The organism is Pseudomonas sp. NBRC 111123 (assembly GCF_001320205.1).
In the GTDB taxonomy this organism is placed as follows: Bacteria; Pseudomonadota; Gammaproteobacteria; order Pseudomonadales; family Pseudomonadaceae; genus Aquipseudomonas; species Aquipseudomonas putida_J.
On record NZ_BCAZ01000004.1, the window covers coordinates 145,712 to 172,079 of the forward strand.

A 26,368-nucleotide genomic window follows, 5' to 3' on the forward strand; every position below is an offset into this window, starting at 1 on the left:
CCGCATCCTGCCGAGCAGCGGCTCGCCCATAAAAACAAGAGATCCACGACAGATGAGCACTTCGCAACCCGCACGCCAGCTGCTGCCCGGCCTGTTGGCCATTTCCTGCGCCCTGCCTGTATGCGCCGCCGACAATGGCGGGTTCATGGAGGACGCCAAGGCCAGCCTCAACCTGCGCAACTTCTATATCAACCGCAACTTTGTCGACCCGGCCTACCCGCAGGGCAAGGGCGAAGAATGGACCCAGAGCTTCATCCTCGATGCCCGCTCCGGTTTCACCCAAGGGACCGTCGGCTTCGGCGTGGACGTGCTGGGCCTGTATTCGGTCAAGCTCGATGGCGGTAAAGGCACCACCAACACCCAGTTACTACCGGTGCATGACGACGGCCGCCCGGCTGACGACTTTGGCCGCCTGGGTGTGGCATTGAAAGCCAAGCTGTCCGAGACCGAACTGAAAGTCGGCGAATGGATGCCGGTACTGCCTATTTTGCGCTCGGACGACGGCCGCTCGCTGCCGCAGACCTTCCGTGGTGGCCAGGTCACTTCGAAGGAAATCGAAGGGCTGACCCTGTACGCCGGCCAGTTCCGCGGCAACAGCCCGCGCAACGATGCCAGCATGGAAGACATGTCGCTAAACGGCCGCGCGGCCTTCACTTCAGACCGCTTCAATTTCGGCGGCGGTGAATACACCTTCAACGACAAGCGCACCATGATCGGCCTGTGGGACGCCCAGCTCAAGGACATCTACCGCCAGCAATACCTGAACCTGATGCACAGCCAGCCGCTGGGCGAATGGACCCTGGGCGCCAACCTGGGCTACTTCTGGGGCAAGGAAGATGGCGCGGAACGCGCAGGCCAACTGGACAACCGCACGGCTTCGGCAATGCTGTCGGCGCGCTACAAGGGCAACACCTTCTACGTCGGCCTGCAGAAGGTCAGCGGTGACAACGCGTGGCTGCGGGTCAACGGCACCAGCGGCGGCACCCTGGCCAACGACAGCTACAACTCAAGCTTCGACAATGCCAAGGAGCGCTCCTGGCAGGTACGCCACGACTTCAACTTCGTCACCGTCGGCATCCCCGGTCTGACCCTGATGAACCGCTACATCAAGGGCGACAATGTCACCGCCGGCGGCGTGACCGACGGCAAGGAATGGGCGCGGGAGAGCGAGCTGGCCTATGTGATCCAGTCGGGCACCTTCAAGGACCTGTCGGTGAAGTGGCGCAATTCCACGATGCGCCGGGATTTCAGCACCAACGCTTTTGATGAAAACCGGTTGATCGTGAGCTACCCACTGAATCTCCTCTAAATTGACTGGCCTCTTCGCGGCTAAAGCCGCTCCTACAGGCTCTCCGGCACACCTGTAGGAGCGGCTTTAGCCGCGAAGAGGCCAGATGCCTTGTTAAATAACCAAAAGAAATAAACACATCCACAAACCTTCTTTGACGACATATGAAGTAACAGCTTAAATCGAGCCCTGTTTCCGCCGCAGAGCCTCGACATGGACCTTCGCCAACTGCGCTACTTCATCGCCCTTACCGAATACCGCAGTTTCGTCCGCGCCGCCGAAGCCATGGGCATCACTCAACCTGCCTTCAGCCGGGCCATCCAGGGCCTCGAGCAAACCTTCGGCTGCCCCTTGGTCGACCGCGCCAGCAAAGCCCTGCCCCCCACCCCCGAGGGCCAGGTGGTACTGCAACATGCCCGACGCCTGGTACAGGGTGCCAACCAACTGAGCAACGAAGTGCTGCAGATGACCAAGCTCGACGCTGGCGAACTGCATTTCGGCAGCGGACCAGCCCTGGCCGTGCGCCTGGTGCCACAAGCACTGCAGCATTTCATCGCCAGCCACCCAGGCATCCGCACGGCGCTCTTGGTGGACAACGCCGAACGACTGGGCCAGGCCTTGCGTCGGGAGCAGATCGAGTTCTTCGTCGACGACATCCGCCCGTTCGAAGCGGACCCCAACTTCCATACCGAACCGCTCACCCCGCGCCCCGGGCTGTTCTTCTGTCGCCCCGGCCACCCGCTGCTGGCCAAGGACAGCCTGTCGACCAACGACCTGTTCACCTACCCCCTGGCCAGTGCCCTGCTCGCCCCCGGTGTGCGCAAGCGGCTGGCCAACCTCAGCGGGCGCAGCGATTTCATCCCGCACCTGCAGACCGAGCACCTGGCGGTGTTGCGCAGTGTGGTGCTGGCCAGCGATGCCGTGGGCACTGCCAGCGAAGAAGCCGTGGCTGACGATCTCGCCGCCGGGCGCCTGGTGCGCCTGCACTGGCGCAACCTGCCGCCGGCGCTGGAAGTCCTGAGCGTGAGGTGTGGTGTGGTCAGCCGCAGCGGTTACCGGCTGTCCCCGGCGGCACGGGCGATGATCGAGACCTTGGTGGCGCTGGATGCGCCAATGCGCGCTGCTGCCATTCGCTGAACTGATGATGGTGGTCGCTGCGGGCTATCCTCAGCTATATCGGTAGCCTGTCCCGGCCCTTTCGCGGGTAAACCCGCTCCCACAGGATCACCGCTGCTCTTGAGACAGGCGCTGTACCTGTGGGAGCGGGTTTACCCGCGAAAGGGCCGGGACAGGCAGCACACCCCGACCAGGCACACCAGGGAGGAACAACAATGAAAAACCTCGTCGAACACCTGAGCCAATACGCCAACTACCACCGCGACCCACGCAACATCGCCACCCACTTTGTCGGTATTCCGCTGATCGTGGTGGCCGTCACTGTGCTGCTGTCGCGCCCTGGCTGGGACGTGGCCGGCATCTGGCTATCCCCCGCCCTGCTCGCCGCAGCCGCTGCAGTGCGGTTCTACCTGCGCCTGGACCTGCGCTTCGGCCTGGTCATGGGCCTGCTGCTGGGGTTGTGCCTGTGGATTGGCCAGGCACTGGCCACGCAGTCGACCAGCCTGTGGCTCAGCGCCGGGCTGGGTGCGTTCGTGGTGGGCTGGATCATCCAGTTCGTCGGGCATCATTACGAGGGCCGCAAGCCGGCGTTCGTCGACGACATCAGCGGGCTGATCATCGGCCCGCTGTTCGTGGTCGCTGAAGCGGCGTTCATGCTGGGCCTGTGCCCTGAGTTGAAGCGGGCTGTGGAAGCCAATGCCGGCCCTGTGGCCGTTCGCGCATTGTAGGAGCGGCCTTGCCGGGGCGCTCCTACAGGGCATGAGCAGGCTCAGGACCTCGATTCAACCCCGAGCTCATCCCACACGGACTCGGCCATGTGGAAAGTGGCATTGGCCGCCGGAATGCCGCAGTAGATCGCGCTCTGCATCAGCACTTCCTTGATCTCGTCGCGGGTCACGCCGTTGTTAGCCGCCGCGCGCAGGTGCAGCTTCAGTTCATCGTTGCGGTTCATGCCGATCAGCATGGCAATGGTGATCAGGCTGCGGGTGTGCCGTGGCAGGCCGGGGCGGGTCCAGATGTCGCCCCAGGCGTGCCGGGTGATCATTTCCTGGAACTCGCCGTTGAAGTCGTTGAGCTTCTCCAGGCTGCGGTCCACATGGGCATCGCCCAGCACAGCGCGGCGAACCTGCATGCCGGCGTCGTAACGTTGTTTCTCATCCATGGCCAAGTCCTCAGCGAGCCAGCAGGAAGTCGAGCACGCGGCGGCTGAACGGCTCGCCAATCTCGACGTTGGACAGGTGCGCCGCCGGGAACTCGGCGTAAGTGGCACCGATGATACCGGCCTGCATGAAACGGCCATGCTCCGGTGTGGTGACCACATCTTCGCTACCGGCGACGATCAGCGTCGCTACCTGGATGCGGCCCAGTTGCTCGCGGAAGTCGGCGTCACGCACGGCCGCGCAGTTGGCGGCATAGCCCTCGGGACGGGTCTGCGCCAACATATGGCAGATGCGCTGGGCCTCTTGCGGCTGTTGCTCGGCAAATGCTGGGGTGAACCAGCGGGCGATGGAAGCATCGCGCAGGTTGACCATGGCTTGCTGGCCGCCTTTGAGCACGGTGTCGATACGGGTGTTCCACACCTCGTCGTTGGCGATCTTGGCGGCAGTGTTGCACAGGGTCAGGCTGTGCAGGCGCGCGCCGGCATTGATGCCCAGCCACTGGCCGATCAGGCCGCCCATGGACAGGCCGACGAAGTGCGCGTGCTGGATGTCCAGGGCGTCAAGCAGCGCCAGTACATCCTGGCCCAGTTGTTCGATGCTGTACGGGCCTTCACTGACCAGCGAAGCACCGTGGCCACGAGTGTCATAGCGCAGCACGCGGAAATGTTCGCTCCACAGCGGAATCTGGCTGTCCCACATGCCCAGGTCGGTACCCAGCGAGTTGGACAGAACCAGCACCGGAGCATCGGCCGGGCCATCGAGTTGGTAGTTCAGTACGCCATCGGCCAGTTGCAAGTGCGCCACAGCGATCTCCTTCAGGCAGTCAAACGTTGATGTTCAGCCACGGCGCGCGCCACCCAGACGCGGGCCTGGCCAAGATAATGGGCAGGGTCGAGCAGGCGGTCGAGTTCTTCGGCGCTCAGTTCGGCACTGACCTGCGGCTCGTCACCCAGTACGGCGCGCAGGTGGCGCTGTTCGGCCACGGCACGCTGGCAGCACTGCTCCAGCAAGTGGTGGGCACGGTCTCGGCCCAGGCGCTGGGCGAGCACGATACTCACGGCTTCGGCCAGCACCAGGCCCTGGGTCAGGTCTAGGTTGCGGCGCATGCGCTCGGCATCCACCTCCATGCCTTCGGCGATCACCTGGGCCTGGCGCAGGGCGCCAGAGACAAGGCAGCAGATGTCTGGCAAGGTTTCCCATTCGGCATGCCACAGGCCGAGGCTGCGCTCGTGCTCCTGGGGCATGGCCGCAAACAGTGTCGACAGCAGCCCCGGCACGCGGGTGGCGGCGCCGATCAGCACCGCAGCACCGACCGGGTTGCGCTTGTGCGGCATGGTCGATGAACCACCCTTGCCCGGCGCGGAAGGCTCGAACACCTCACCGGCTTCTGTCTGCATCAGCAGGCTGACATCGCGGCCGAACTTGCCCAGGCTGCCGGCTATCAGGCCCAGCACTGAAGCGAACTCCACCAGGCGGTCACGCTGGGTATGCCACGGCTGCTCAGGCAAGGTCAGCTTGAGTTGTTCGGCCAGGCCCTCAGCAACCGGTATGGCTTTGCTTCCCAGCGCCGCCAGGCTGCCGGAGGCTCCGCCGAACTGCAGCACCAACAGGCGCGGGCGCAGTTCCTGCAGGCGCTGGCGATGGCGCGTCAAGGCACCGAGCAAACCTGCCAGCTTCATGCCCAGGGTTACTGGGGTGGCATGCTGCAGCCAGGTACGCCCAACCAGGGGCGTATCGGCATGCTGCAGGGCCTGGCGGGCCAGGGTGTCGGCCAGCTTGCCGAGGTCGGTTTCGATCAGCGCCAATGCATCACGCAACTGCAGCACCAGCCCGGTATCCATCGCATCCTGGCTGGTGGCGCCCAAGTGCACGTAGCGCTCGGCTTCGGGCACGCCACTGGCGATCACCTTGCCCAGCGCCTTGACCAGCGGGATCGCCGAGTTGCCAGCGGTGGCAATGGCATCGGCCAGGGCGCGCACGTCGTAGCGTTCAGCCTGGCAGGCTGCCTCGATAGCCGCCACGGCAGTGTGCGGCACCAGGCCGGCCGCGGCCTCAGCACGGGCCAGCGCGGCTTCGAAGTCGAGCATGCCCTGCAGGCGGCCACGGTCGGAGAACACTTCGCGCATGGCCGGGGCAGTGAAGTAGGCGTCGAACAGTTGGTTGCTCATGCAACGTCCTTAATCATCATGGTGCAGGTATTCCGCCTGCTTCGGCAGGCGCAGGCTGAACAGGAAGGCGATTGCCATCATGGCCGTCACGTACCAGTAGAAGGTGTTTTCCATGCCCATGGTCTTCAGGCCCAGGGCCACGTACTCGGCCGACCCACCAAACGCCGCGTTAGCCACCGCGTAAGCCAGGCCCACGCCCAGCGCACGGACCTGCGGCGGGAACATCTCGGCTTTCACCAGGCCACTGATCGAGGTGTAGAAACTGACGATGCACAGTGCCAGGGTAATCAGCACGAAGGCCATGAATGGGTTGCTCACGGTCTTAAGCGCCATCAGCAGCGGTACCGTGCAGAGGGTGCCCAGCGCACCGAACAGCAGCATCGAGTTGCGACGGCCGATGCGGTCGGAAAGCATGCCGAAGAACGGCTGCATCACCATGTACAGGAACAGCGCCCCGGTCATCACGTAACTGGCGGTCTTCGCATGCATGCCGGCCGTGTTGACCAGGTACTTCTGCATGTAGGTGGTGAAGGTGTAGAAGATCAGCGAGCCACCGGCCGTGTAGCCAAGCACGGTGATGAATGCTGCGGTGTGGTTGCGGAACAGCCCCTTGATGGTGCCGGCGTCCTTGTCCTTGCGGGTTTCGGCGCTGCTGGTCTCGTGCAGCGAGCGGCGTAGCATCAGCGAGATCAGCGCCGCGATGGCACCGACCACAAACGGAATGCGCCAGCCCCAGGCGCGCAGCTCTTCCTCGCTCAGCAGTTGCTGCATGATCACCACCACCAGCACTGCCAGCAACTGGCCGCCGATCAGGGTCACATACTGGAACGACGCGTAGAAGCCGCGCTGGCCGCTCAGGGCCACTTCACTCATGTAGGTCGCGGTGGTGCCATATTCACCCCCCACCGACAGGCCCTGGATCAGCCGCGCGAGCAACAGCAGCGCCGGAGCCCAGGCACCGATGCTCGAATAGGTCGGCAGGCAGGCGATCATCAAGGAGCCGAAGCACATCATCAGCACCGAGATCATCAGGGAATTCTTGCGGCCGTGGCGGTCGGCCAGGCGGCCGAAGATCCAGCCACCGATCGGGCGCATCAGGAAGCCTGCAGCAAATACACCGGCCGTGTTGAGCAACTGCACGGTGGGGTCGTCGGAGGGGAAGAAAGAGGCCGCGAAGTAGATCGCGCTGAAGGCATAGACGTAGAAGTCGAACCATTCCACCAAGTTGCCCGAAGAGGCACCGACGATAGCGAAGATGCGCTTGCTGCGCTCTTCACCGGTGTAATAGCTTGAGGTCATGACGGTTTACTCCTGGAGGGTCCTAGGTAAGTCTAGACATACCTAGTAACACACTCGTTCCGCTTGCGGGCTGGCAATTGGCCTTGTGTCGTAAGTGCCGACCTCTTCGCGGGTGAGCCCGCTCCCACAAAGGGAGGCGTGGTTCCCCCTGTGGGAGCGGGTTCACCCGCGAAGAGGCCGAAACCGATCAAACCCGCTCGATCGCCAACGCCAGACCTTGGCCAACACCCACACACATGGTTGCCAGGCCCTTGCGGCCACCGCTCTTCTCCAGCTGGTGAAGCGCCGTCAGCACCAGGCGCGCACCGCTCATGCCCAGCGGGTGGCCCAGGGCGATTGCGCCACCGTTAGGGTTCACCTGCGGCGCATCGTCGGCCACACCCAGCTCACGCAGCACCGCCAAGCCTTGGCTGGCGAAGGCTTCGTTAAGCTCGATGACGTCGAAATCGTTCACTGCCACACCCAGGCGCTCGGTGAGCTTGCGCACCGCTGGCACCGGGCCGATGCCCATGACACGCGGGGCAACACCGGCGCTGGCCATGCCCAGTACGCGAGCACGTGGAGTCAGGCCATGCTTCTTCACCGCTTCGGCCGAAGCCAGGATCAATGCCGCAGCGCCGTCGTTGACACCCGAGGCGTTGCCAGCGGTGACCGTCTTGTCCGGGCCGTTGACTGGCTTGAGCTTGGTCAGCGCTTCCAGCGTGGTCTCTGGGCGCAGGTGCTCGTCACGCTCGACGACGGTTTCGCCCTTCTTGTGCGCGATGCGCACCGGCACGATCTCTTCGGCGAAGAAACCGGCAGCCTGGGCGGCAGCGGCCTTCTGCTGGCTGCGCAGGGCGAAAGCGTCCTGGTCAGCGCGGGAAACCTTGTAGTCGTCAGCCACGTTGTCGGCAGTTTCCGGCATGGCGTCGACGCCGTACTGGCTCTTCATCAACGGGTTGATGAAACGCCAGCCGATGGTGGTGTCTTCGAGCTTCATGTTGCGCGAGTAACCGCTTTCGGCCTTGCCCATGACGAACGGTGCACGGGACATCGACTCGACGCCGCCGGCAATCACAAACTCCATCTCGCCGCTGGCAATCGCGCGGAAGGCAGTGCCGATAGCGTCCATGCCCGAAGCGCACAGGCGGTTCAGGGTCACGCCCGGGATGCTCTCCGGCAGCCCGGCCAGCAGCAGGGCCATGCGTGCGACGTTGCGGTTGTCTTCACCGGCCTGGTTGGCGCAGCCGAAAAACACTTCGTCCAGCTGGTCCCACTGAACCGACGGATTACGTTCGATCAGCGCCTTCAGCGGCACGGCCGCCAGGTCGTCGGCCCGCACGCCTGCCAGGGAGCCGCCGAAGCGGCCGATCGGGGTGCGGATGGCGTCACAGATAAATACTTCACGCATCAGGCTTCTCCTGCCAGGGGTGCTACGTTGAGCCCAGATTAAGGAGACAGAGGGGTTGCTTACAATTCGATAATCGACTATTCGTGCGATTATCGAACAAAATGTTACACCCGCCTTCGGTTCTGGGGCTGACTGCTGCGCAGCCCCACGCTTGTCAGGTCGCGTCGGCGTGGCTCACCAGCCCTTTGACGATCACGCCCACCGTCGCCAACGCCGCCGGCACCAAGAGTGCGGTCAATACCTGCTCGAAATTCCAGCCCAAGCCCAGCAGCGTCGCGCCGCTCCAGGCCCCGAGGATGGCGCCGAAGCGGCCGATACCCAGCATCCACGATACGCCTGTGGCGCGCGCTTGGGTCGGGTAGAAACGCGCGGCCAGCGACGGCATGGCCGACTGTGCGCCGTTCACGCACATGCCGGCGACCAGCACCAAAGTGGCAAGTACGGTGATGTTGCCCAGGCTCTGGCCCACGGCGTAGGCAAACACCCCGGCCAGCAAGTAGAAGATGCCGATGACCTTGTGCGGATTGAAGCGGTCCATGGCCCAACCTACCGCCACCGCGCTGAGTACACCGCCAAACTGGAACAGCGCACCAATGAAGGCTGCCTGCTCCATGCTTGCGCCGCTGTCGCGCATCAGCGTTGGCAACCAGCTGGTCAGCAGATAGACGATAACCAGGCCCATGAAGTAGGTCAGCCACAGCAATACCGTGCCCAGGCCGTAAGTCCCGGAGAAGATCACCGCAAACACGTTGCGTGCAGCCACGGCCTTCTGCTCTGGCACGCTGAAGCTTGCCGCCTGCGCCACCACTGCCGGCGCGATCGGCGCCAGGGTCTTGCGCACCTTGTCGTTACCCCGGTTGCGCACCACCAGGAAGCGCGCCGACTCTGGCAGCCAGACCATCAGCACCACGGCCAGCAGCAGCGGCAACACACCACCGATCACCAGCAGGCTGTGCCAGCCGTAAGCCGGGATCATCTTCGCAGAGATGAAACCGCCACCGGCCATGCCGAGGTTGAAGCCGCAGAACATGCTGGTCACCAGCAGCGACTTGAGGCGCTCAGGGGTGTATTCGGACAGCAGCGTGGTGGCATTGGGCATACCGGCCCCCAAACCCAGGCCAGTCAGAAAGCGCAGCACCAGCAACTGATCGACGTTGCCGGCATAGGCCGAAGCCAGGCTGAAACCACCGAACACAAGCACCGCACCGACCAGCACACCCTTGCGCCCGAAACGGTCGGCCAGCGGCCCGGAGCCCAAGGCCCCGAATACCATGCCGATCAACGCGGCACTCATCACCGGGCCGAGGCTGGCGCGGTCGATGCCCCACTCCTGCGACAAGGCAGGCGCGATGAAGCCCATGGCCGCGGTATCGAGGCCATCGAGGAAGACGATCAGAAAACAGAGGATCACCACGCGCCACTGATAGCGCGACAGCGGTTGTTCATTGATGAACGACTGGACGTCGAGATTGTTCCCGACAGAATGTGGTTGGTTCATTGTTGTTATCCAGAAAGGGAGCACGGTCGCGCCACTGCACTTGAGTCAACAGTACAGGGCTTGAATATCGATGAAGTGCGGCCTGAATCAGCCTGGATACAACGGCACTGCAAACGGGTGCGGCCGTAGCAGTCGAGTGACAGTGGTCATGGGATGCGCCTCTTATGTTTTTCTTGTATCGGTCGGCAGTGCCGACCGTTGCGAGAGACATTAATCAGCGATTGAGGGTGGCGCAATTCACCCGGAGCGACACTGTGCGTTTATCGAACAGGAAACAGTGTCGTTCACACCGTCAACCGAACAATTGATGGCAAAGGTCGCGGCTGGCCGCCAGCAGGATCGGCAGGAAGCGCTGCTCCAGTTCGCTACGCGTCACCCGCCCGACATGGGTGCTCACGTTCAGCGCCGCCAACACCTGCCCGGACGCATCATAGATAGGCACCGCGATCGACCGCAGCCCCTGCTCCAGCTCCTGGTCAACCACACACCAGCCCTGCTCCCGCACTTGCTGGATGCAGGCGAACAACGACTCGGGGTCATTCAGGGTACGGCTGGTCCGAGCCTTGAGGTCGGCACGGTCGAGGTATTCGCGCAAGCTGGTGTCGTCCATCGCCGCCAGCAGGATGCGCCCCATGGATGTGCAATAGGCCGGCAACCGCCCACCGACCGACAGGTCGACCGATATCAGCCGCTCCACCGTGGCCGAACGGGCTATATAAAGGATGTCATCGCCCTCGAGAGTGGCCATGTTGGCAGCTTCGTGCAACTGGTCGCTGATGCGGTCCAGATAGGGCTGGGCCGACACCGCCAGAGGCGTTGACGACAGATAGGCATGGCCCAGGGTCAGCACTTTCGGCAACAGCGAATAGGTACGCCCATCGGTGGTGGCGTAACCAAGCTTGATCAGTGTATGCAGGCAGCGGCGCACGGCGGCCCGGGGAATCTCGGTGCGGTGGCTGATCTGCGCGATGGTCAGGTGGCGCTTGCGCTCCTGGAAGGCCTGGATCACTGCCAGGCCACGCGCCAGGGAGGTCATGAAGTCCGGGTCACCGGTAAATGCCTGGATGCGCTTGGCCGGTGAAGCCACGATCGGCGGCGCCAGCGCAGGTGCGCTCGGGCGGGACGCTTCTGGATTGGCAGATTCGTTGGCCGTGGTTTCGTCACTCATCGCTCACCTCAAAAAAATCGCTGGCTCGTGCGATTATCGAACGAACGGCCGATAATCGCAATTGACCGCCGACAAATTTACTTATACCTTTCTCCTGCCACATGTGGCTTCTTTGGAGAGACTGGTCAGGTACCCACCGTAGAAGTCCCCAGGCAACGGCCTCGCCTCGTGCGGGGCCGTTTTATTTCTAATTTGCGGCATAACCCCAGCGAACTATTGCAGGCACTGCGTGCTCAAAGTGTGTACAGGCCGCCGCTGGCCTGGAAACTTTGTACGCCGTTGCATAAATAACCCGCTTTGGCGATTTACCGATTGCTATAATCGATTCCGCTGGCCCGGATCGACACTCCGGCAATGGAACACTGGCCCGGCTTTCATCCGCCAACCAGCACGTCATGTGCATGGGCAACTTGCACCTGCGCACAACACCAGCCATTACTACTTATTCAGGTATTACTGTGACGAAAGATGAACTGCGCGCGGAACTCGAGCGCCAGGCAGAACGTTACAAGGAAGTTTACGGTGGTGAAGTCACCACCTATGCCGCACAACCAGAGCCAGAACGCAAACCCTGGCGCAAACGTGCAACCGTTCAGGACCAGGCATTCAGCCAGGAACTGGAAAAGATGGAAAAGGAACTGCGCAGCGAGCAGCCCTGAGTTGCCTTCTGTACCGCCATCACGTCGCGGGCCTGGCGCCCACGACGCGGACGATCTTTACCGAAAGGCCGAGGATGAAATGGAATTACACAAATTTCATACACTCGTTTGAAGCGATATGACGCCGAGATTTTTTCAGAGATTTGACGATTTTTCGTAAATTTCAGGCTTTTTTACGGAACTTTTTCTGCCAGATCACTTCAACTTCCTGGCTGAGAGGACGCTCACAACGCTGCCATCGGTCAGCTGTGGGTGCATCGATTGCCAAGGTTTTCTGGCATAATCCCGCCCCCCTATGACCGCCAGACAACCTTCATGATCGATTTATTCAGCGGACTGGATGCCTGGGTATTGGTGAGCCTGCTGCTCGCCCTGACCTTCGTGCTCGCATTCGAGTTCATCAATGGCTTTCATGACACCGCGAACGCGGTAGCCACCGTCATCTATACCAAAGCCATGCCACCACACCTGGCCGTGTTCTTCTCCGGGGTGTTCAACTTCCTCGGCGTTCTGCTCGGCGGTGTCGGGGTGGCCTACGCCATCGTGCACCTGCTGCCGGTCGAACTGCTGATCAATGTGAATACCGGGCATGGCCTGGCCATGGTCTTCTCGTTGCTGGCCGCCGCCATCACCTGGAACCTCGGTACCTGGTACTTCGGCATCCCCGCTTCCAGCTCGCACACCCTGATCGGCTCGATCCTCGGCGTGGGCCTGGCCAACGCCCTGATCAACGACATCCCGCTGGGCGATGGCGTCAACTGGCAGAAGGCGATCGACATCGCCATGTCGCTTGTGGTCTCGCCGATCGCCGGCTTCGCTGTCGCCGCGCTGGTGCTGATCGGCCTGAAGTGGTGGCGCCCGCTGTCGAAGATGCACAAGACGCCGGAACAACGCCGCAAACTCGACGACAAGAAACACCCACCGTTCTGGAACCGCCTGGTACTGGTGATTTCGGCCATGGGCGTGAGCTTCGTGCACGGTTCCAACGATGGCCAGAAAGGCATCGGCCTGATCATGCTGGTGCTGATCGGTATCGTCCCGGCCAAGTTCGTTCTCGACCTGAACAGCACCACCTACCAGATCGAGCGCACCCGCGACGCCACCTTGCACATGAGCCAGTTCTACCAGCGCAACGCCGCCACCCTCGGCGAGTTCCTGGCACTGGGCAAGGCCAAGTCGACCGACCTGCCTGAGCAGTTCAGCTGCAACCCGCAGCAAACCGAACCGACCATCGCCGCCCTGCAGTCCTCGCTGCAAGGGGTGACCGACTACCACGCGCTGGATGCCGAAAAGCGTGTTGAAGTGCGCCGCTACCTGCTGTGCCTGGATGACACCGCGAAGAAGGTAGGCAAGCTGCCTGGCCTGGACGCCCGTGAAAAGGCCGACCTCGAGAAACTGCGCAAGGACCTGACCGCCACCACCGAATACGCCCCGTTCTGGGTGATCGTGGCCGTTGCCCTGGCCTTGGGCCTGGGCACCATGGTGGGCTGGAAGCGTGTGGTACTGACCGTCGGCGAGAAGATCGGCAAGCAGGGCATGACCTATGCCCAGGGCATGTCGGCACAAATCACCGCGGCCTGTGCCATCGGCATGGCCAACGTGTTCGCCCTGCCGGTGTCGACCACCCATGTGCTGTCATCCGGCGTTGCCGGCACCATGGTCGCCAACAAGAGCGGCCTGCAAGGCGGCACCGTGAAAACCATCCTGCTGGCTTGGGTTCTGACCCTGCCGGCCTCGATGGGCCTGGCGGCCGGCCTGTTCTGGCTCGCATCCAAGGCACTGGCCTGAGCGATTGCGCTGCACTGAAAAGGCGCCCCAGGGCGCCTTTTTCGTGGCCATCATTCCTGCCGTGACGCGTCCGCTGTAGGAGCGGCCTTGCCGGGGCGCCGGACCGGTCGGAAAGGGCTGCGTAGCGGCCCCGGGATTTATGCAACAGCACAGATTGTCGGGGCCGCTTTGCGGCCCTTTCCGACCGGTCCGGCGCCCCGGCAAGGCCGCTCCTACAAAGACCGCACAGCCATGCCAATCACTTTTTCTTGCCACCCAGCAACGACCCCATCAACCCTCGCACCAGTTGCCTCCCAAACTGATTGGCCGCCTGGCGCACCGCCGACTTGATCGCCTGCCCCGCCGCGCTCTGCAAAAAATCGCCCGCCTTGTCAGCGAAACTCTCTTCATCCGCCTTCGGCACTGGCGCCGGCTCCACTGGCTCACCTTTACGCTGGGTCAGCATTTCATACGCCGACTCCCGGTCGATCGCCTTGTCGTAGCGCCCCAGCAGAGGTGAAGCCGCGATCAATGCACTGCGTTCGGCCGCACTCAATGGGCCGATCCGCGATTGCGGTGGCGCGATCAGTACCCGTTGGACCATCGCCGGCGTCCCCTTCTCTTCCAAAGTGCCGACCAGCGCCTCGCCAATCCCCAGCTCGGTCAACACCGCAAGGCTGTCGAACGCCGGGTTGGGGCGAAAGCCATCAGCCACAGCCCTGAGCGACTTCTGTTCTTTGGCGGTAAAGGCACGCAGGCCATGCTGAATGCGCAAACCCAACTGGGCCAGGACGCTATCGGGCAGATCGCTCGGCGATTGGGTGACGAAATACACCCCAACCCCCTTGGAACGAATCAGCCGCACCACCTGCTCCAGCCGGTCCTGCAACGCTTTCGGCGTGCCGTTGAACAACAGGTGCGCCTCATCGAAAAACAGCGCCAGCACAGGCTTGTCGGCATCACCGCGCTCCGGCAGCTGCTCGAACAGTTCAGCCAGTAGCCATAGCAGGAAGGTGGCGTAAACCTTCGGCGCTTCATGCACCAGCCGGCTGGCATCAAGCAGGTGAATGCGCCCACGGCCATCGGCATCTGGCCGCAGCAGATCTTCCAGTTGCAGCGCCGGTTCACCAAACAACGCCTCGGCACCTTGCTGCTCCAGGGTTGCCAGCCGGCGCAGCAAGGCCTGGGTCGAGCCAGTGGTCATCAATGCGCTGTCTTCGCCGAGCAGTTGCGGGTTGTCCTTCAGATGCGCCAACAAGGCCTTGAGGTCTTTCAGGTCGAGCAGCAGCAAGCCTTCACGATCCGCCACCTTGAACGCCGCATACAGCGCTGCCTGCTGACTGTCGGTCAACTCCAGCAGATTACCGAGCAACAACGGGCCCATTTCGCTGAGGGTTGTGCGCAAAGGGTGGCCAAGCTGCCCGGCCACCTCCCAGAGCGACACCGGATAGGCCCGTGGCACATGCCCAAGCCAAGGCATGCCAGCGATTCGCTCAGCCACCTTGCCTTGTGGCGCGCCTGCCGCCCCCAGGCCACACAGGTCGCCTTTGACATCTGCGGCGAACACCGCCACGCCGGCATCGCTGAACACTTCCGCCAGGTGCTGCAGAGTCACGGTCTTGCCAGTACCGGTAGCCCCGGCGACCAGGCCGTGGCGATTGGCCAGGCGCATGGCTTGCTGCACTGGCTGACCGCTCGGGTCAGCGCCTACAACTATGGTCGAAGTTTCCGACATCTCTTTATTCCCCCGCTCAAGCTTTAGCTTAATTCGGCCGATACCTTTGGGTGATATTCGCCTTAATAGACAGGAGCAACCGAAAAAGGACTTTTCGGGATGGTGCACTGTTTGCAGCGATACCGTGCGAACGCCCGATAAAAACCTTAGCGGAACCGATTACGCCATGAACAAAAACCTGCGTTTCAGCCACAAGATCCTTTTGGCTGCATCATTGATTGTGATACTCGCCTTCAGCCTGTTCACCCTTTACAACGATTACCTCCAGCGTAATGCGATCCGCGAGAATCTGGAGAATTATCTGGCTGAAATGGGCGAATCCACTTCGACCAACATCCGCAACCTGTTCGATGGCCGTATCAAGCTGGTGGAAAACCTGGCGCAGAACATTGCCCAGCAACCGTCCAATGCCGAAACACTCATGGGCCAGAATGCCCTGATCTCGAGCTTCCTCACTGTTTACCTGGGCAAGGTCGATGGTGGTTTCAGCGTGCGCCCGGACGCCAAGATGCCCGAGGGCTACGACCCGCGCACCCGCCCCTGGTACAAGGACGGCATGAATGCCCAAGGTGCGATTCTCACCGAACCCTACATCGACCTGACCACCAACAAGATGGTCATCGGCATCCTCAGCAAGGTTTCCGGCAGCGTCGGCGTGGTCGGTGGCGACCTTGCTCTCGATGGCCTGGTGCAGATCATCAATTCGCTGAACTTCGGCGGCATGGGTTATGCGTTCCTGGTCAACGACCAGGGCAAGATCTTGGTCCACCCGGACAAGGAGCTGGTGATGAAGTCGCTGTCGGACCTGTTCCCGCAGCACACGCCGAAACTGTCCGGTGAGCTGACCGAAGTCGACGCCAATGGCCAGGCCCGCCTGCTGACCTTCACCCCGATCAAGGGCCTGCCATCGGCCAACTGGTACATCGGCCTGTCGGTAGACAAGGACAAGGCCTTTGCCATGCTCAGCACCTTCCGCACCTCGGCGGTGATCGCCACATTGGTGGCCGTGGTGATCATCATTGGCTTGCTCGGCCTGCTTATCCGCGTGCTGATGCAGCCACTGCACACCATGACCCGCGCCATGGAGGACATCGCCGAAGGTGAAGGCGACCTCACCAAGCGCCTGAACATCCACAATCACGATGAATTTGGCATCCTCGGCAAAGCCTTCAACCGCTTCGTCGAACGTATCCACGGTTCGATTCGTGAAGTCTCGTCGGCGACCGAGCAGGTCAATGAAGTGGCCCTGCGCGTCATCAGCGCCTCGAATTCGTCCATGGCCAATTCCGACGAGCAGTCCAACCGCACCAACAGCGTCGCCGCAGCCATCAACGAACTGGGCGCCGCCGCCCAGGAAATCGCCGGCAATGCCGCCCAGGCCTCTCAGCACGCCAGTTCCGCGCGCCTGCTGGCCGAAGAAGGCCAGCAGGTGGTAGAGCGCAACATCGCAGCGATGAACCGCCTGTCCGACCTGATCGTCACCTCGAGCGCGCACATCGAGACGCTCAACAGCAAGACCGTGAACATCGGCCAAATCCTCGAAGTGATCACCAGCATTTCCCAGCAGACCAACCTGCTGGCGCTCAACGCAGCGATCGAAGCGGCGCGCGCCGGTGAAGCAGGGCGTGGTTTTGCCGTGGTCGCCGACGAGGTACGCAACCTGGCGCACCGCACCCAGGAGTCGGCACAGCAGGTGCAGACCATGATCGAAGAGCTGCAGGTCGGTGCCCGCGAGTCGGTCGACACCATGGGCCAGAGCCAGCGCCACAGCCAGGACAGCATGCAGATTGCCAACCAGGCCGGCGAACGCCTGGACAGCGTGACCGTGCGCATCGGCGAGATCGACGGCATGAACCAGTCGGTGGCCACCGCCACCGAAGAGCAGACCGCGGTGGTCGACTCGATCAACATGGACATCAACGAGATCAACATGCTCAACCAGGAGGGCGTCGAGAACCTGCAGGCCACCCTGCGCGCCTGCTCGGACCTTGAGCAGCAAGCCACCCGCCTGAAACACCTGGTCGGCAGCTTCCGCATCTGACCGTCAAACCGCGTCGCCTGCTTCGCGGCTAAAGTCGCTCCCACAGGATCTCCTTGCCCTCCAGGCCGAGGTGATCGCTCTGGGAGCGGCTTTAGCCGCGAAGAATCCAGCACTGCACTCACGCCCAACCCCGATCGAACAAACTATCCTTCAGGAAGGTCAACCTTTAGGCGCGTCATTACCAGATGACAGACCCGAAGACGATCCCGGAGGGATGCTGATCGTGCACATCGCCGACATCACCATGTTCTACGCCCCGGCCAGCGGCGGCGTGCGGACGTATCTGGATGCCAAACACCACCGCCTCGACGCCCTTCCGGGCGTACACCACAGCCTCCTGATCCCCGGCGCCAGCGCCAGCGATGCCGATGGCATCTACCAGGTCCCCGCACCGCCCTTGCCGTTCGGCAAAGGCTACCGTTTCCCGGTACGCCTGGCGCCGTGGTGCAATGTGCTGCGCCGGCTCAAGCCCGACCTGATCGAAGTCGGCGACCCGTACCTCACTGCCTGGGCCGCACTGGAAGCCCGGCGCCAGCTCGATGTGCCGGTGATCGGTTTCTACCATTCCGACCTGCCGCTGCTGGTGAGCAACCGTATGGGCAACTGGTTCACGCCCAATGTCGAGGCCTATGTCAGCAAGCTGTATGGCAATTTCGACCGGGTACTGGCGCCGAGCCTGGTGATGGCCGACAAGCTGCGCCGGCTTGGCGTGCGTGACGTGCACGTGCAGCGCCTGGGTGTCGACCTGAACACCTTCCACCCCGACCATCGCGACCCGCAGCTGCGGGCCCAGCTGGGTATAGCCGATACCAGCCGCCTGCTCATCTATGCCGGGCGCGGTTCACGCGAGAAGAACCTGCCGGTGCTGCTCGAATGCATGCAACACCTGGGGCGCCCCTACCACCTGTTGCTGGTCGGCTCGAACATGCCCGCCAATGTGCCCGAGAACGTCAGCGTCATCGACCAGTTCCGCCCACCGCAGGAGGTCGCACGCCTGGTCGCCAGCGCCGACCTGCTGGTGCACGCCGGCGACCAGGAGACTTTCGGCCTGGTCATCCTCGAGGCCATGGCCAGCGCCACCCCGGTGGTCGCCGTACGCGCCGGGGCATTTGGCGAAATCGTCAACGAACAGTGCGGGCGGCTGTGCCGGGCCAACGATGGCCAAGCCATGGCACTGGCCGTGCGCGAAGCGTTCGAGGCCGGGGTGCGCAAGCTCGGCGCCCAGGCCCGCCAGCACGTGGAGCAACACTATTCATGGGACAACGTGGTGGCTGGCCTGCTGCAACACTACCAGGCCGTGCTCGGCCACCAACCGCAGGTGCGCGCCCATGGCTGAGCCCGGCAGTGCCTCGGGCAGCCTGATGCTGGTGCTGCACGATATCGCGCCCGAAACCTGGCCTGACTACCAGCCGTTCGTGCAGGCCGTGGACGAGATGGGCAATGTGCCAATGACCTGGCTGGTGGTGCCGGATTTCCACCATCGCAACCCGTTGACCCGCTCACCGACCTTCTGCCGCCTGCTCGAACGGCGCCTGGCACGGGGGGACGAACTGGCGCTGCACGGCCTCTACCACGCCGACGATGGCCCCCCACCGCGCAACCTCGGCGAATACTTCATGCGGCGTATCTACACCCACGAAGGCGAGTTCTACGCCCTCGATCAGGCGCAAGCCCTGCAGCGCCTGGAACAAGGTCTGGCCGTGTTCGATCGGCAAGGCTGGCCGGTGGCCGGTTTCGTCGCCCCGGCCTGGCTGATGAGCCAAGGCACTCGACAGGCGCTGAGCCAGTTGCCGCTGCGCTACACCAGCACGCCCCAGCACCTTTATCGTTTACCTGACTTCACCGCCTATGAAGCGCCAGGCCTGGTATGGAGCGCACGCAGCGCCTGGCGCCGTGGGCTGTCGAGGGTGGTCTGCGACTGGCAGTGTCGGCGCTTGCGCACAGCCGAAACCCTGCGCCTGGGCCTCCACCCGGTCGACATGCGCCACAGCTCGTCGCGCAACTACTGGCTGCGCACCCTCGACAACCTGCTGCTGCAAGGCCGTGAGCCGTTGACCAAGTCGACCTGGCTGGAGCGCCAGGTGATCGCATGAACCGCGTCGGCTGGCTGGCCCTGGCACTGGTAGGCGCCCTGCTGGTGCCAACACTGTTGGGCGGCAACGAGCTGATGCCCAGGCTGATGGCCTTCGATACCAGGCTGTTGCTGGCCCTGCTGGGCATGATCCTGCTGTGCTGGGTGATCAATGCCATTCGCCTGCGCTTGCTACTGGGCCAGCAAGGTGCGCAGCTTGGCCATGTACGTAGCCTGGGCGTGGTAATGGCAACCGAGTTCGCCATCTGCACCACCCCTGGAGGCAGCGGCGGGCCGGTCACCCTCATGGCCTTGCTCGCCCGTGACCGCATCGGGCCGGCCCGCAGCGGTGCGGTGTTTGCCATGGATCAGTTGAACGACCTGCTGTTCTTCTTCTGCGCGATGCTGGCAATTGCCGGTTATGCGCTGTTCCACAGCCTTGGACGCAGCCAGCAAAGCATGCTGCTGGGCAGCGCGTTGCTGCTGTGCGCCGCCCTGGCCACGATCGTGCTGCTGCTGCGTTACCGGCGTGCACTGATGCGCTTCAACGGGAGGGTGCTGCAGCGGTTGGGGATGCCTGGCAAACGCAGGCGCCGCTGGGCACGTAAGGTTCTGCATTTCATCGACGCCCTGGCGCAGACCTGGCAGTTGCCCAAGCGAACCTTGGCAATGGTGTTCGCCCTCACCTGCTTGCACTGGAGCCTGCGCTACAGCGTGCTTTACCTGGTGCTGCAAGGTCTGGGGGTGGAACTGTCGTGGATCCCGAGCTTTCTGGTGCAGATGCTGTCGCTCAGCGCCGGGCAATTCAGCCTGCTGCCCGGTGGCGCTGGTGCCGCCGAGCTGACCTCGGCAAGTCTGCTGACTCCGCTGGTTGGCAGTTCGACCGCCGCAGCCGCGATCCTGATCTGGCGAGCGATCACTTACTACTTTTATCTGCTGGCGGGTGGGCCGGTGTTTGTCTGCCTGCTGGCGCGCCCGCTGCTGGAGCGCTGGCGGCGTCAGGCGGGTTGAGCTGGCGCCAGAGCTCGGCGGCATCCGGGAAGTCGGTGCCGTCTTCGTCGCCCAGGGCTTCGGGGTCGTAGCGGGCCAGGCAGCCTTCGCCGAGGGTGGGCGGGGGTGAGGCAGTGGGTTTGTTACGTGAACTTGCCATTGCTGTATCGCTCCCGATTGTCGGGGCGCTTTGCGCCCCTTTCGCGACACAAGGCCGCTCCTACAGCAGAAGGCGATTTCCTGTAGGAGCGGCCTTGTGTCGCGAAAGGGCTGCAAAGCAGCCCCATACATGGATCAGTCGAACACCACGGTCTTGTTGCCATGCACCAGCACGCGGTCTTCCAGGTGATAGCGCAGGCCGCGGGCCAGCACCATCTTCTCGACGTCACGGCCGAAGCGGACCATGTCTTCGATGCTGTCGGCGTGGCTCACGCGCACCACGTCCTGCTCGATGATCGGGCCGGCATCCAGCTCTTCAGTCACATAGTGGCAGGTCGCACCGATCAGCTTCACACCTCGCAGGGCGGCCTGGTGGTACGGCTTGGCACCGACGAACGACGGCAGGAAGCTGTGGTGGATGTTGATGACCTTCTCGGCATAGTCCTGGCACAGCTGCGGCGGCAGGATCTGCATGTAGCGCGCCAGCACCACCACGTCAGCCGCGTGCTCCTGTACCAGGCGCGACACTTCGGCAAAAGCCGGGGCCTTGTCCTTGGGGTCGACCGGAACGTGGAAGAACGGAATGCCGTGCCACTCGACCATGCTGCGCAGGTCGTTGTGGTTGGAAATCACACAAGGGATCTCGCAATCCAGCTCATCGGTGTGCCAGCGGTGCAGCAGGTCGGCCAGGCAGTGTGATTCGCGGCTGGCCATCAGCACCACGCGCTTCTTCTGCGCCGAGTCGGTGATACGCCAGGTCATGGAGAACTCTTCGGCGATAGGCGCGAAGGCTTCGCGGAACGCCTCGATACCAAATGGCAGCGATTCTGCACGGATTTCATGGCGCATGAAGAACCAGCCGCTCTGCTCATCGGAGTGGTGGCTGGCTTCGTTGATCCAGCCATTGTACAAGGCCAGGAAATTACTGACTTTCGCCACGATGCCAACACGGTCGGGGCAGGCGATCACCAGACGATAGGTGCGCATGAATTAAGACTCCAGAACTTCGCAAAGGCGCTCATTCTAGCGGCCCGACCAGAAAAACGCAGTAATCATTGCGCCCGCCGGTAGCGCCATGCCCGCAAAGGCTACGTGCGAGCTTGGCTGACTACAGCCTGATGACAATCAGGGCCAATTGCAGGGCATATGTAAATTTTTCTTAATCTTGAGATATTTTGTCACAGCGTTAATAACAGTTAACGCCCGAATAATATGTTTACTTGAGAGTATCGCCTGTCTATTATTGACCTACACATTTCTGAACACGCATTAAGGAACACTCCATGTCCCTGATCAACGAGTACCGCGCTACCGAAGAAGCCATCAAGGAACTTCAGGCCCGCCTGGCCAACCTGTCTCAGGATGACAAGCTGAAGAAAGAACTGGAGTTCGAAGGCAAACTGCGTACGCTGATGGGTGAATACTCCAAGTCGCTGCGCGACGTCATCGCCCTGCTCGACCCAGAATCGAAACTGAGCAAAGCCCCGCGCGGTGCAGCGAAACCTGTCGCCACCAAGCGTGCGCGCAAGGTCAAGCAATACAAAAACCCGCACAACGGTGAAGTCATCGAAACCAAAGGCGGCAACCACAAGACCCTGAAAGAATGGAAAGCCAAATGGGGTGGCGATGTGGTTGAAAGCTGGGCGACTCTGCTGGACTGATTGTCCACAGCCACGCGCTGTATATACAAACAAAAACGCCGGCCTGCTGCCGGCGTTTTTGTTTGCTCTGTCAAAGGCTGATAGCAAACTGCTCACGCAAGTTGCGGGCATGCACCTCCCAGGCGTCCAACACCCGCCGCCCAGCCTCGTCAGCATTGGCCCAGGCCCCCCGCCTGGCCTGCTCGAAATCACCCAGCGTATTGGGTGCCCCCCACTGCGGGTCGCTCAGACGCTGCTGGCAGAAACCATACCAGCGCTGGCGCTCTTCACTGTTCAAGGTTTCAGGGAAGTTCCGGGCGCGATAACGGAACAACAACTCCGGCAGGCGCGGATCATCGAACATCCAGTGGCCGTGCCCTAACTGGGCAGGGTCCAGCGTGCGAACTTGCTCGCACAGGCGGCGGTCGCGGTCACCGATGAAACCGTCATATAACTGTTGTTCCGGGTCTTCAACCGCAGCGAAATCCTCCTTGCCGTAGATATGCGCTAGCTTGTCTTGCCAGGCCGGCTGTTGATTAGCCAACTCTTCAGCGCGTGTTTGAATCACTTTCAGATCGATGCCCAGCCGTTGCTGATCCGCAGGGCGCAATACCGAGAGCGGAGCGACTACCGGGCAGCGATTGATCTGCACCAACTTGAGCGGGACGGGTAATTGTCCTTCCGATAATTCCTCATGCCGCGTGTACAAACGCTCGCGCAGTACCTCGGCACTTTCCCTTATTAACGGTAGGGTTTCCTGATGCAGGTCGCACACAATCAGTGCATTGCGATTACGCGGGTGCCAGGCCAATGGCAAGACCACACCCAGATAATTACGCGCCGAAGAAAAACGCCCGGATATATGCACCAACGGCTGCAATAGACGAATCTGCTCCATCACTTTGTGCTTGCTGCGCAACTGGAACAGCCACTCGTACAACTTGGGCTGCTTCTGCCTTATCAGGCGCGCCAAAGCGATCGTGGCCCGTACGTCGGAAAGCGCTTCATGAGCATGCCCATGGTCGATGCCATTGGCCTTGCTGAGCAACTCCAGACGCAGGCTGGTGCGCCCATCCTGCTGCGGCCAGACGATGCCTTCCGGGCGCAAGGCGTAAGCGGTGCGCACCACGTCGATCAGGTCCCAGCGGCTGTTGCCACCCTGCCACTCGCGGGCGTAGGGGTCGAAGAAGTTACGGTAGAGGCTGTATCGGGTCACTTCGTCGTCGAAGCGCAGGGTGTTGTAGCCGGCACCGCATGTGCCGGGGCGCGCCAGCTGCTGGTGGACCCGGGTCATGAACTCGGCTTCGCACAGGCCCTGGTGAGCGAGTTGCTCGGGGGTGATGCCGGTGACCAGGCAGGCGGCCGGGTGCGGCAGAATATCGTCCGAGGGGTGGCAGTAAAGGCTGATCGGGTCTTCGATCTCGTTGAGGTCGAGATCGGTGCGCACACCAGCGACCTGCAGCGGCCGGTCGCAGCGCGGGTTGATGCCAGTGGTTTCGTAGTCGTGCCAGAAGATGCTGGTAGTCACGGGGTCGTCCTGTTTCAAGGTCGACCCGATTTTAGCGGAGCCAGGCTCAGGCGGAAGCGTTGGCGGGGCGGAAACTGAAATAGTCGCGCAGCGAGCGGACGAATTCTTCGTATTCGCGCGGCGCCTGCAGCAACATGAAACCGGAATCGTAGTGGCCCGGGGTCTGGTCTTCGCGGCACCACAGGCAACTGGCGGTCAGGTTGATGAACTGATACCCGCCACCGGCCAGCGGCAGACGCAATTGCAGCTCGAAGTCCGGGCCGACCAGCACCGGCAGCGAGCTGATCAACATGATCCCGTCTTCGGAGGCATTGCCCAGCTGACCGATCGGCTGATCGGTAAAGCGGTTGTAGACCTTGAGCACACAAGGCAGCTGATGGCGTTCGATATGGCGCTGGTTGAACATGATCGAAAGTGCAATCCCGTACCAGGTGCCAGGAATGCTAGGTACTGGCGGTTGTTGTAACAACTGAGTTACAGATTAGCGCAGCGTGCCAGGCAAATCCCGTGAAATTAAAGACACCTTGGTGTTAACGCCAAGTGGGGGTATTCACCGGGTTGACCACCGCCGCCTCTGTACCCCGGTAGTGCCCGAGCTTCTGCAAGGTTTCCAGGCGCGCCTTGGCCCGATAGGCGTATTCATTGCCTGGGTACTGCTGGATCAGGTACTCGTAGGTCTGCGCAGCATCCACATAAAGCCTGTCACGCTCCAGGCACTGGCCACGCAGCAACGACACTTCCGGGTGGATGAACGGCCGCGCACGGCTGGTGCGGTCGACCTGCGACAACTCCAGCATGACCTTCGAACAATCGCCACGGTCATAGGCACGGTAGGCGTTGTTCAGGTGGTGGTCCATGGACCAGCGGGTGCAGCCGACGGTGCTGGCCGCCAGGGCAATTACGATCAGGGCGCGCATGGGGTATCTCCTTTGATGCCAGTGTATCGGCCATTGCCGGCAAATCTTCACAGCCTTTTGCAAGGATACCCCCGCCCGTTCAAATGCCACCCTGCGATGGTCGCAGGTAGTGCAACGGAACAATGACTACAGCGCAATTGAGGAGTAGCCTTTCGCTGCGCTTCACTATAGGAGTCTGTGCATGAGCATCCGCCGTACCAAAATCGTCGCCACCCTTGGCCCCGCCAGCAACTCGCCGGAAGTGATCGAACAGCTGATCCTTGCCGGCCTGGACGTGGCACGCCTGAACTTCTCCCACGGCACTCCGGACGAGCACAAGGCGCGCGCCCGCCTGATCCGTGACATCGCCGCCAAGAACGGCCGCCATGTCGCACTGCTGGGTGACCTGCAGGGTCCGAAGATCCGCATCGCCAAGTTCGCCAACAAGCGCATCGAACTGAAGATCGGTGACAAGTTCACCTTCTCCACCGCCCACCCGCTGACCGAAGGCAACCAGGACATCGTCGGTATCGACTATCCCGACCTGGTCAAGGACTGCGGCGTCGGTGACGAACTGCTGCTCGACGACGGCCGTGTGGTCATGCGCGTCGAGACCGCCACCGCAGACGCCCTGCACTGCGTGGTGATCATCGGTGGCCCGCTGTCGGACCACAAAGGCATCAACCGTAAAGGTGGCGGCCTGACCGCACCGGCCCTGACCGAAAAAGACAAGGCCGACATCAAGCTGGCCGCGGAAATGGACCTGGACTACCTGGCCGTCTCCTTCCCGCGTGACGCCAGCGACATGGAATACGCGCGCAAACTGCGTGACGAAGCCGGCGGCAGCGCCTGGCTGGTGGCCAAGATCGAACGTGCCGAGGCCGTAGCTGACGACGAGACCCTGGACAAACTGATCGCAGCCTCGGACGCGGTGATGGTTGCCCGTGGCGACCTGGGTGTGGAAATCGGCGACGCCGAGCTGATCGCCATCCAGAAAAAGATCATCCAGCACGCCCGCCGCAACAACAAGGCAGTGATCGTCGCGACCCAGATGATGGAGTCGATGATCCAGAACCCGATGCCGACCCGCGCCGAAGTGTCCGACGTGGCCAACGCCGTGCTGGACAACACCGATGCGGTGATGCTGTCGGCCGAAAGCGCCGCGGGCTCCTACCCGATCGAAGCCGTACAGGCCATGGCCCGTATCTGCCTGGGCGCCGAGAAGCACCCGACCAGCCAGAAGTCCAGCCACCGCCTGCACACCACCTTCGAGCGTTGCGACGAAAGCATCGCCCTGGCGGCCATGTACACCGCCAACCACTTCCCAGGCGTGAAGGCGATCATCGCCCTGACCGAAAGTGGCTACACCCCGCTGATCATGTCGCGCCTTCGCTCGCACGTGCCGATCTTCGCACTGTCGCCGCACCGCGCCACCCAGGCCCGGGCCAACATGTTCCGCGGCGTCTACCCGATTGCCTTCGACCCGGCTTCGCTGCCGGCCGACAAGGTCAGCCAGGCGGCCGTCGACGAACTGCTCAAGCGCGGCCTGGTGGAGCAAGGTGACTGGGTGATCCTGACCAAGGGTGACAGCTACCACACCATCGGCGGCACCAACGGCATGAAGATCCTGCACGTCGGTGATCCACTGGTCGGCTGATCTGCCGCTCCCAAGGGGGCCGCTTGGCGGCCCCATTCGCGGGCAAGCCCGCTCCCACAGTTCTGCACCCGCCTTGAGGCTTATGCGGTACCTGTGGGAGCGGGCTTGCCCGCGAAAGGGCCAGCACTTTCACTAAAA

At 62.4% G+C, this 26,368-nt stretch carries 22 protein-coding genes and 2 pseudogenes; 12 read left to right on the top strand and 12 right to left on the bottom strand.

Going from position 1 to position 26,368, the window contains the following annotated elements:
- The first annotated feature begins 52 nt into the window (after positions 1–52).
- The 3 genes from APH27_RS04080 to APH27_RS04090 all read left to right on the top strand — a co-directional run bounded on the left by APH27_RS04080 (position 53) and on the right by APH27_RS04090 (position 3,132).
- Entirely contained in the window at positions 53–1,309 is a 1,257-nt protein-coding gene (locus APH27_RS04080) for an OprD family porin (protein ID WP_060484052.1), read from the top strand.
- 192 nt (positions 1,310–1,501) lie between these two features.
- Entirely contained in the window at positions 1,502–2,425 is a 924-nt protein-coding gene (locus APH27_RS04085) for a LysR family transcriptional regulator (RefSeq protein ID WP_060484053.1), read from the top strand.
- Between the two features lie 194 nt (positions 2,426–2,619).
- Complete coding sequence (locus APH27_RS04090; RefSeq protein WP_027917923.1) at positions 2,620–3,132, top strand: DUF962 domain-containing protein; 513 nt, start codon at positions 2,620–2,622, stop codon at positions 3,130–3,132.
- Positions 3,133–3,173: 41 nt separating this feature from the next.
- On the opposite strand, the gene pcaC is transcribed toward APH27_RS04090, so the two are convergent.
- From pcaC to pcaR, 7 genes are all read right to left on the bottom strand, one after another.
- Positions 3,174–3,566, bottom strand: a complete 393-nt coding sequence (pcaC, locus tag APH27_RS04095) for a 4-carboxymuconolactone decarboxylase (protein WP_012273983.1) — start codon at positions 3,564–3,566, stop codon at positions 3,174–3,176.
- Between the two features lie 10 nt (positions 3,567–3,576).
- Positions 3,577–4,368 carry a 3-oxoadipate enol-lactonase gene (pcaD, locus tag APH27_RS04100; RefSeq protein WP_060484054.1) on the bottom strand — a complete coding sequence of 264 codons (792 nt, stop codon included), beginning with the start codon at positions 4,366–4,368 and terminating at the stop codon, positions 3,577–3,579.
- An 11-nt stretch (positions 4,369–4,379) separates the two neighbouring features.
- On the bottom strand, positions 4,380–5,732 hold the full coding sequence (locus APH27_RS04105; protein WP_060484055.1) for a 3-carboxy-cis,cis-muconate cycloisomerase: 1,353 nt from the start codon (positions 5,730–5,732) through the stop codon (positions 4,380–4,382).
- Positions 5,733–5,741: 9 nt separating this feature from the next.
- The gene (locus APH27_RS04110; RefSeq protein WP_060484056.1) at positions 5,742–7,031 is read right to left on the bottom strand and encodes an MFS family transporter; all 1,290 of its coding nucleotides are present in this window, start codon (positions 7,029–7,031) and stop codon (positions 5,742–5,744) included.
- 187 nt (positions 7,032–7,218) lie between these two features.
- A complete protein-coding gene (gene pcaF, locus APH27_RS04115) occupies positions 7,219–8,424 on the bottom strand; it encodes a 3-oxoadipyl-CoA thiolase (RefSeq protein ID WP_177326684.1) in 1,206 nt (401 codons plus the stop codon).
- 151 nt (positions 8,425–8,575) lie between these two features.
- Positions 8,576–9,919 carry an MFS transporter gene (locus APH27_RS04120; protein WP_027917928.1) on the bottom strand — a complete coding sequence of 448 codons (1,344 nt, stop codon included), beginning with the start codon at positions 9,917–9,919 and terminating at the stop codon, positions 8,576–8,578.
- Positions 9,920–10,211: 292 nt separating this feature from the next.
- Positions 10,212–11,087, bottom strand: coding sequence for a pca regulon transcriptional regulator PcaR (gene pcaR, locus APH27_RS04125; protein ID WP_027917929.1), 876 nt, complete (start codon positions 11,085–11,087; stop codon positions 10,212–10,214).
- A 458-nt stretch (positions 11,088–11,545) separates the two neighbouring features.
- On the opposite strand from pcaR, the gene APH27_RS04130 reads away from it, so the two are divergent.
- Both APH27_RS04130 and APH27_RS04135 read left to right on the top strand, forming a co-directional pair.
- On the top strand, positions 11,546–11,746 hold the full coding sequence (locus APH27_RS04130) for a hypothetical protein (protein WP_027917930.1): 201 nt from the start codon (positions 11,546–11,548) through the stop codon (positions 11,744–11,746).
- Positions 11,747–12,061: 315 nt separating this feature from the next.
- The gene (locus APH27_RS04135) at positions 12,062–13,534 is read left to right on the top strand and encodes an inorganic phosphate transporter (RefSeq protein ID WP_060484057.1); all 1,473 of its coding nucleotides are present in this window, start codon (positions 12,062–12,064) and stop codon (positions 13,532–13,534) included.
- A gap of 238 nt (positions 13,535–13,772) precedes the next feature.
- On the opposite strand, the gene APH27_RS04140 is transcribed toward APH27_RS04135, so the two are convergent.
- Positions 13,773–15,248, bottom strand: a complete 1,476-nt coding sequence (locus tag APH27_RS04140) for a helicase HerA-like domain-containing protein (protein WP_060484058.1) — start codon at positions 15,246–15,248, stop codon at positions 13,773–13,775.
- 166 nt (positions 15,249–15,414) lie between these two features.
- Between APH27_RS04140 and APH27_RS27080 the strand changes: the two are divergent.
- The 5 genes and pseudogenes from APH27_RS27080 to APH27_RS04160 all read left to right on the top strand — a co-directional run.
- Positions 15,415–16,431 (top strand): annotated as a pseudogene (locus tag APH27_RS27080) (cache domain-containing protein); the annotation flags it as partial.
- 261 nt (positions 16,432–16,692) lie between these two features.
- A pseudogene (locus APH27_RS27085) lies at positions 16,693–17,289 on the top strand (methyl-accepting chemotaxis protein); the annotation flags it as partial.
- A 214-nt stretch (positions 17,290–17,503) separates the two neighbouring features.
- Complete coding sequence (locus tag APH27_RS04150) at positions 17,504–18,625, top strand: glycosyltransferase family 1 protein (protein WP_060484060.1); 1,122 nt, start codon at positions 17,504–17,506, stop codon at positions 18,623–18,625.
- A complete protein-coding gene (locus APH27_RS04155) occupies positions 18,618–19,382 on the top strand; it encodes a DUF2334 domain-containing protein (RefSeq protein WP_060484061.1) in 765 nt (254 codons plus the stop codon). The genes APH27_RS04150 and APH27_RS04155 overlap by 8 nt, the downstream gene beginning before the upstream one ends.
- Positions 19,379–20,371 (top strand): lysylphosphatidylglycerol synthase transmembrane domain-containing protein, encoded by a 993-nt coding sequence (locus tag APH27_RS04160; protein WP_060484062.1) that lies wholly within the window; start codon positions 19,379–19,381, stop codon positions 20,369–20,371. The genes APH27_RS04155 and APH27_RS04160 overlap by 4 nt, the downstream gene beginning before the upstream one ends.
- A gap of 273 nt (positions 20,372–20,644) precedes the next feature.
- Here the strand turns inward: APH27_RS04160 and purU are convergent, their stop codons facing one another.
- On the bottom strand, positions 20,645–21,496 hold the full coding sequence (gene purU / locus APH27_RS04165; protein ID WP_023378897.1) for a formyltetrahydrofolate deformylase: 852 nt from the start codon (positions 21,494–21,496) through the stop codon (positions 20,645–20,647).
- 296 nt (positions 21,497–21,792) lie between these two features.
- Here purU and mvaT point away from each other — a divergent pair, with 296 nt between their 5' ends.
- On the top strand, positions 21,793–22,170 hold the full coding sequence (mvaT, locus tag APH27_RS04170; RefSeq protein ID WP_027917937.1) for a histone-like nucleoid-structuring protein MvaT: 378 nt from the start codon (positions 21,793–21,795) through the stop codon (positions 22,168–22,170).
- A gap of 70 nt (positions 22,171–22,240) precedes the next feature.
- Here mvaT and sbcB read toward each other — a convergent pair whose 3' ends face one another.
- The 3 genes from sbcB to APH27_RS04185 form a co-directional block, all read right to left on the bottom strand.
- Entirely contained in the window at positions 22,241–23,677 is a 1,437-nt protein-coding gene (sbcB, locus tag APH27_RS04175) for an exodeoxyribonuclease I (protein ID WP_060484063.1), read from the bottom strand.
- Between the two features lie 46 nt (positions 23,678–23,723).
- Positions 23,724–24,083 (bottom strand): PilZ domain-containing protein, encoded by a 360-nt coding sequence (locus tag APH27_RS04180; RefSeq protein WP_027917939.1) that lies wholly within the window; start codon positions 24,081–24,083, stop codon positions 23,724–23,726.
- A gap of 124 nt (positions 24,084–24,207) precedes the next feature.
- Positions 24,208–24,594, bottom strand: coding sequence for a hypothetical protein (locus APH27_RS04185; protein WP_027917940.1), 387 nt, complete (start codon positions 24,592–24,594; stop codon positions 24,208–24,210).
- Between the two features lie 181 nt (positions 24,595–24,775).
- On the opposite strand from APH27_RS04185, the gene pyk reads away from it, so the two are divergent.
- A complete protein-coding gene (gene pyk / locus APH27_RS04190) occupies positions 24,776–26,230 on the top strand; it encodes a pyruvate kinase (RefSeq protein WP_016713620.1) in 1,455 nt (484 codons plus the stop codon).
- Positions 26,231–26,368: the final 138 nt, after the last annotated feature.

What these genes read in the sequence shown, in the direction of transcription:
- APH27_RS04080 (WP_060484052.1), top strand. Translation starts at nt 53, where the DNA reads ATGAGCACTTCGCAACCCGCACGCCAGCTGCTGCCCGGCCTGTTGGCC.
- APH27_RS04085 (WP_060484053.1), top strand. Translation starts at nt 1,502, where the DNA reads ATGGACCTTCGCCAACTGCGCTACTTCATCGCCCTTACCGAATACCGC.
- APH27_RS04090 (WP_027917923.1), top strand. Translation starts at nt 2,620, where the DNA reads ATGAAAAACCTCGTCGAACACCTGAGCCAATACGCCAACTACCACCGC.
- pcaC (WP_012273983.1), bottom strand. Translation starts at nt 3,566, where the DNA reads ATGGATGAGAAACAACGTTACGACGCCGGCATGCAGGTTCGCCGCGCT.
- APH27_RS04105 (WP_060484055.1), bottom strand. Translation starts at nt 5,732, where the DNA reads ATGAGCAACCAACTGTTCGACGCCTACTTCACTGCCCCGGCCATGCGC.
- APH27_RS04110 (WP_060484056.1), bottom strand. Translation starts at nt 7,031, where the DNA reads ATGACCTCAAGCTATTACACCGGTGAAGAGCGCAGCAAGCGCATCTTC.
- APH27_RS04120 (WP_027917928.1), bottom strand. Translation starts at nt 9,919, where the DNA reads ATGAACCAACCACATTCTGTCGGGAACAATCTCGACGTCCAGTCGTTC.
- pcaR (WP_027917929.1), bottom strand. Translation starts at nt 11,087, where the DNA reads ATGAGTGACGAAACCACGGCCAACGAATCTGCCAATCCAGAAGCGTCC.
- APH27_RS04135 (WP_060484057.1), top strand. Translation starts at nt 12,062, where the DNA reads ATGATCGATTTATTCAGCGGACTGGATGCCTGGGTATTGGTGAGCCTG.
- APH27_RS04140 (WP_060484058.1), bottom strand. Translation starts at nt 15,248, where the DNA reads ATGTCGGAAACTTCGACCATAGTTGTAGGCGCTGACCCGAGCGGTCAG.
- APH27_RS04150 (WP_060484060.1), top strand. Translation starts at nt 17,504, where the DNA reads ATGCTGATCGTGCACATCGCCGACATCACCATGTTCTACGCCCCGGCC.
- APH27_RS04155 (WP_060484061.1), top strand. Translation starts at nt 18,618, where the DNA reads ATGGCTGAGCCCGGCAGTGCCTCGGGCAGCCTGATGCTGGTGCTGCAC.
- APH27_RS04160 (WP_060484062.1), top strand. Translation starts at nt 19,379, where the DNA reads ATGAACCGCGTCGGCTGGCTGGCCCTGGCACTGGTAGGCGCCCTGCTG.
- purU (WP_023378897.1), bottom strand. Translation starts at nt 21,496, where the DNA reads ATGCGCACCTATCGTCTGGTGATCGCCTGCCCCGACCGTGTTGGCATC.
- mvaT (WP_027917937.1), top strand. Translation starts at nt 21,793, where the DNA reads ATGTCCCTGATCAACGAGTACCGCGCTACCGAAGAAGCCATCAAGGAA.
- APH27_RS04180 (WP_027917939.1), bottom strand. Translation starts at nt 24,083, where the DNA reads ATGTTCAACCAGCGCCATATCGAACGCCATCAGCTGCCTTGTGTGCTC.
- APH27_RS04185 (WP_027917940.1), bottom strand. Translation starts at nt 24,594, where the DNA reads ATGCGCGCCCTGATCGTAATTGCCCTGGCGGCCAGCACCGTCGGCTGC.
- pyk (WP_016713620.1), top strand. Translation starts at nt 24,776, where the DNA reads ATGAGCATCCGCCGTACCAAAATCGTCGCCACCCTTGGCCCCGCCAGC.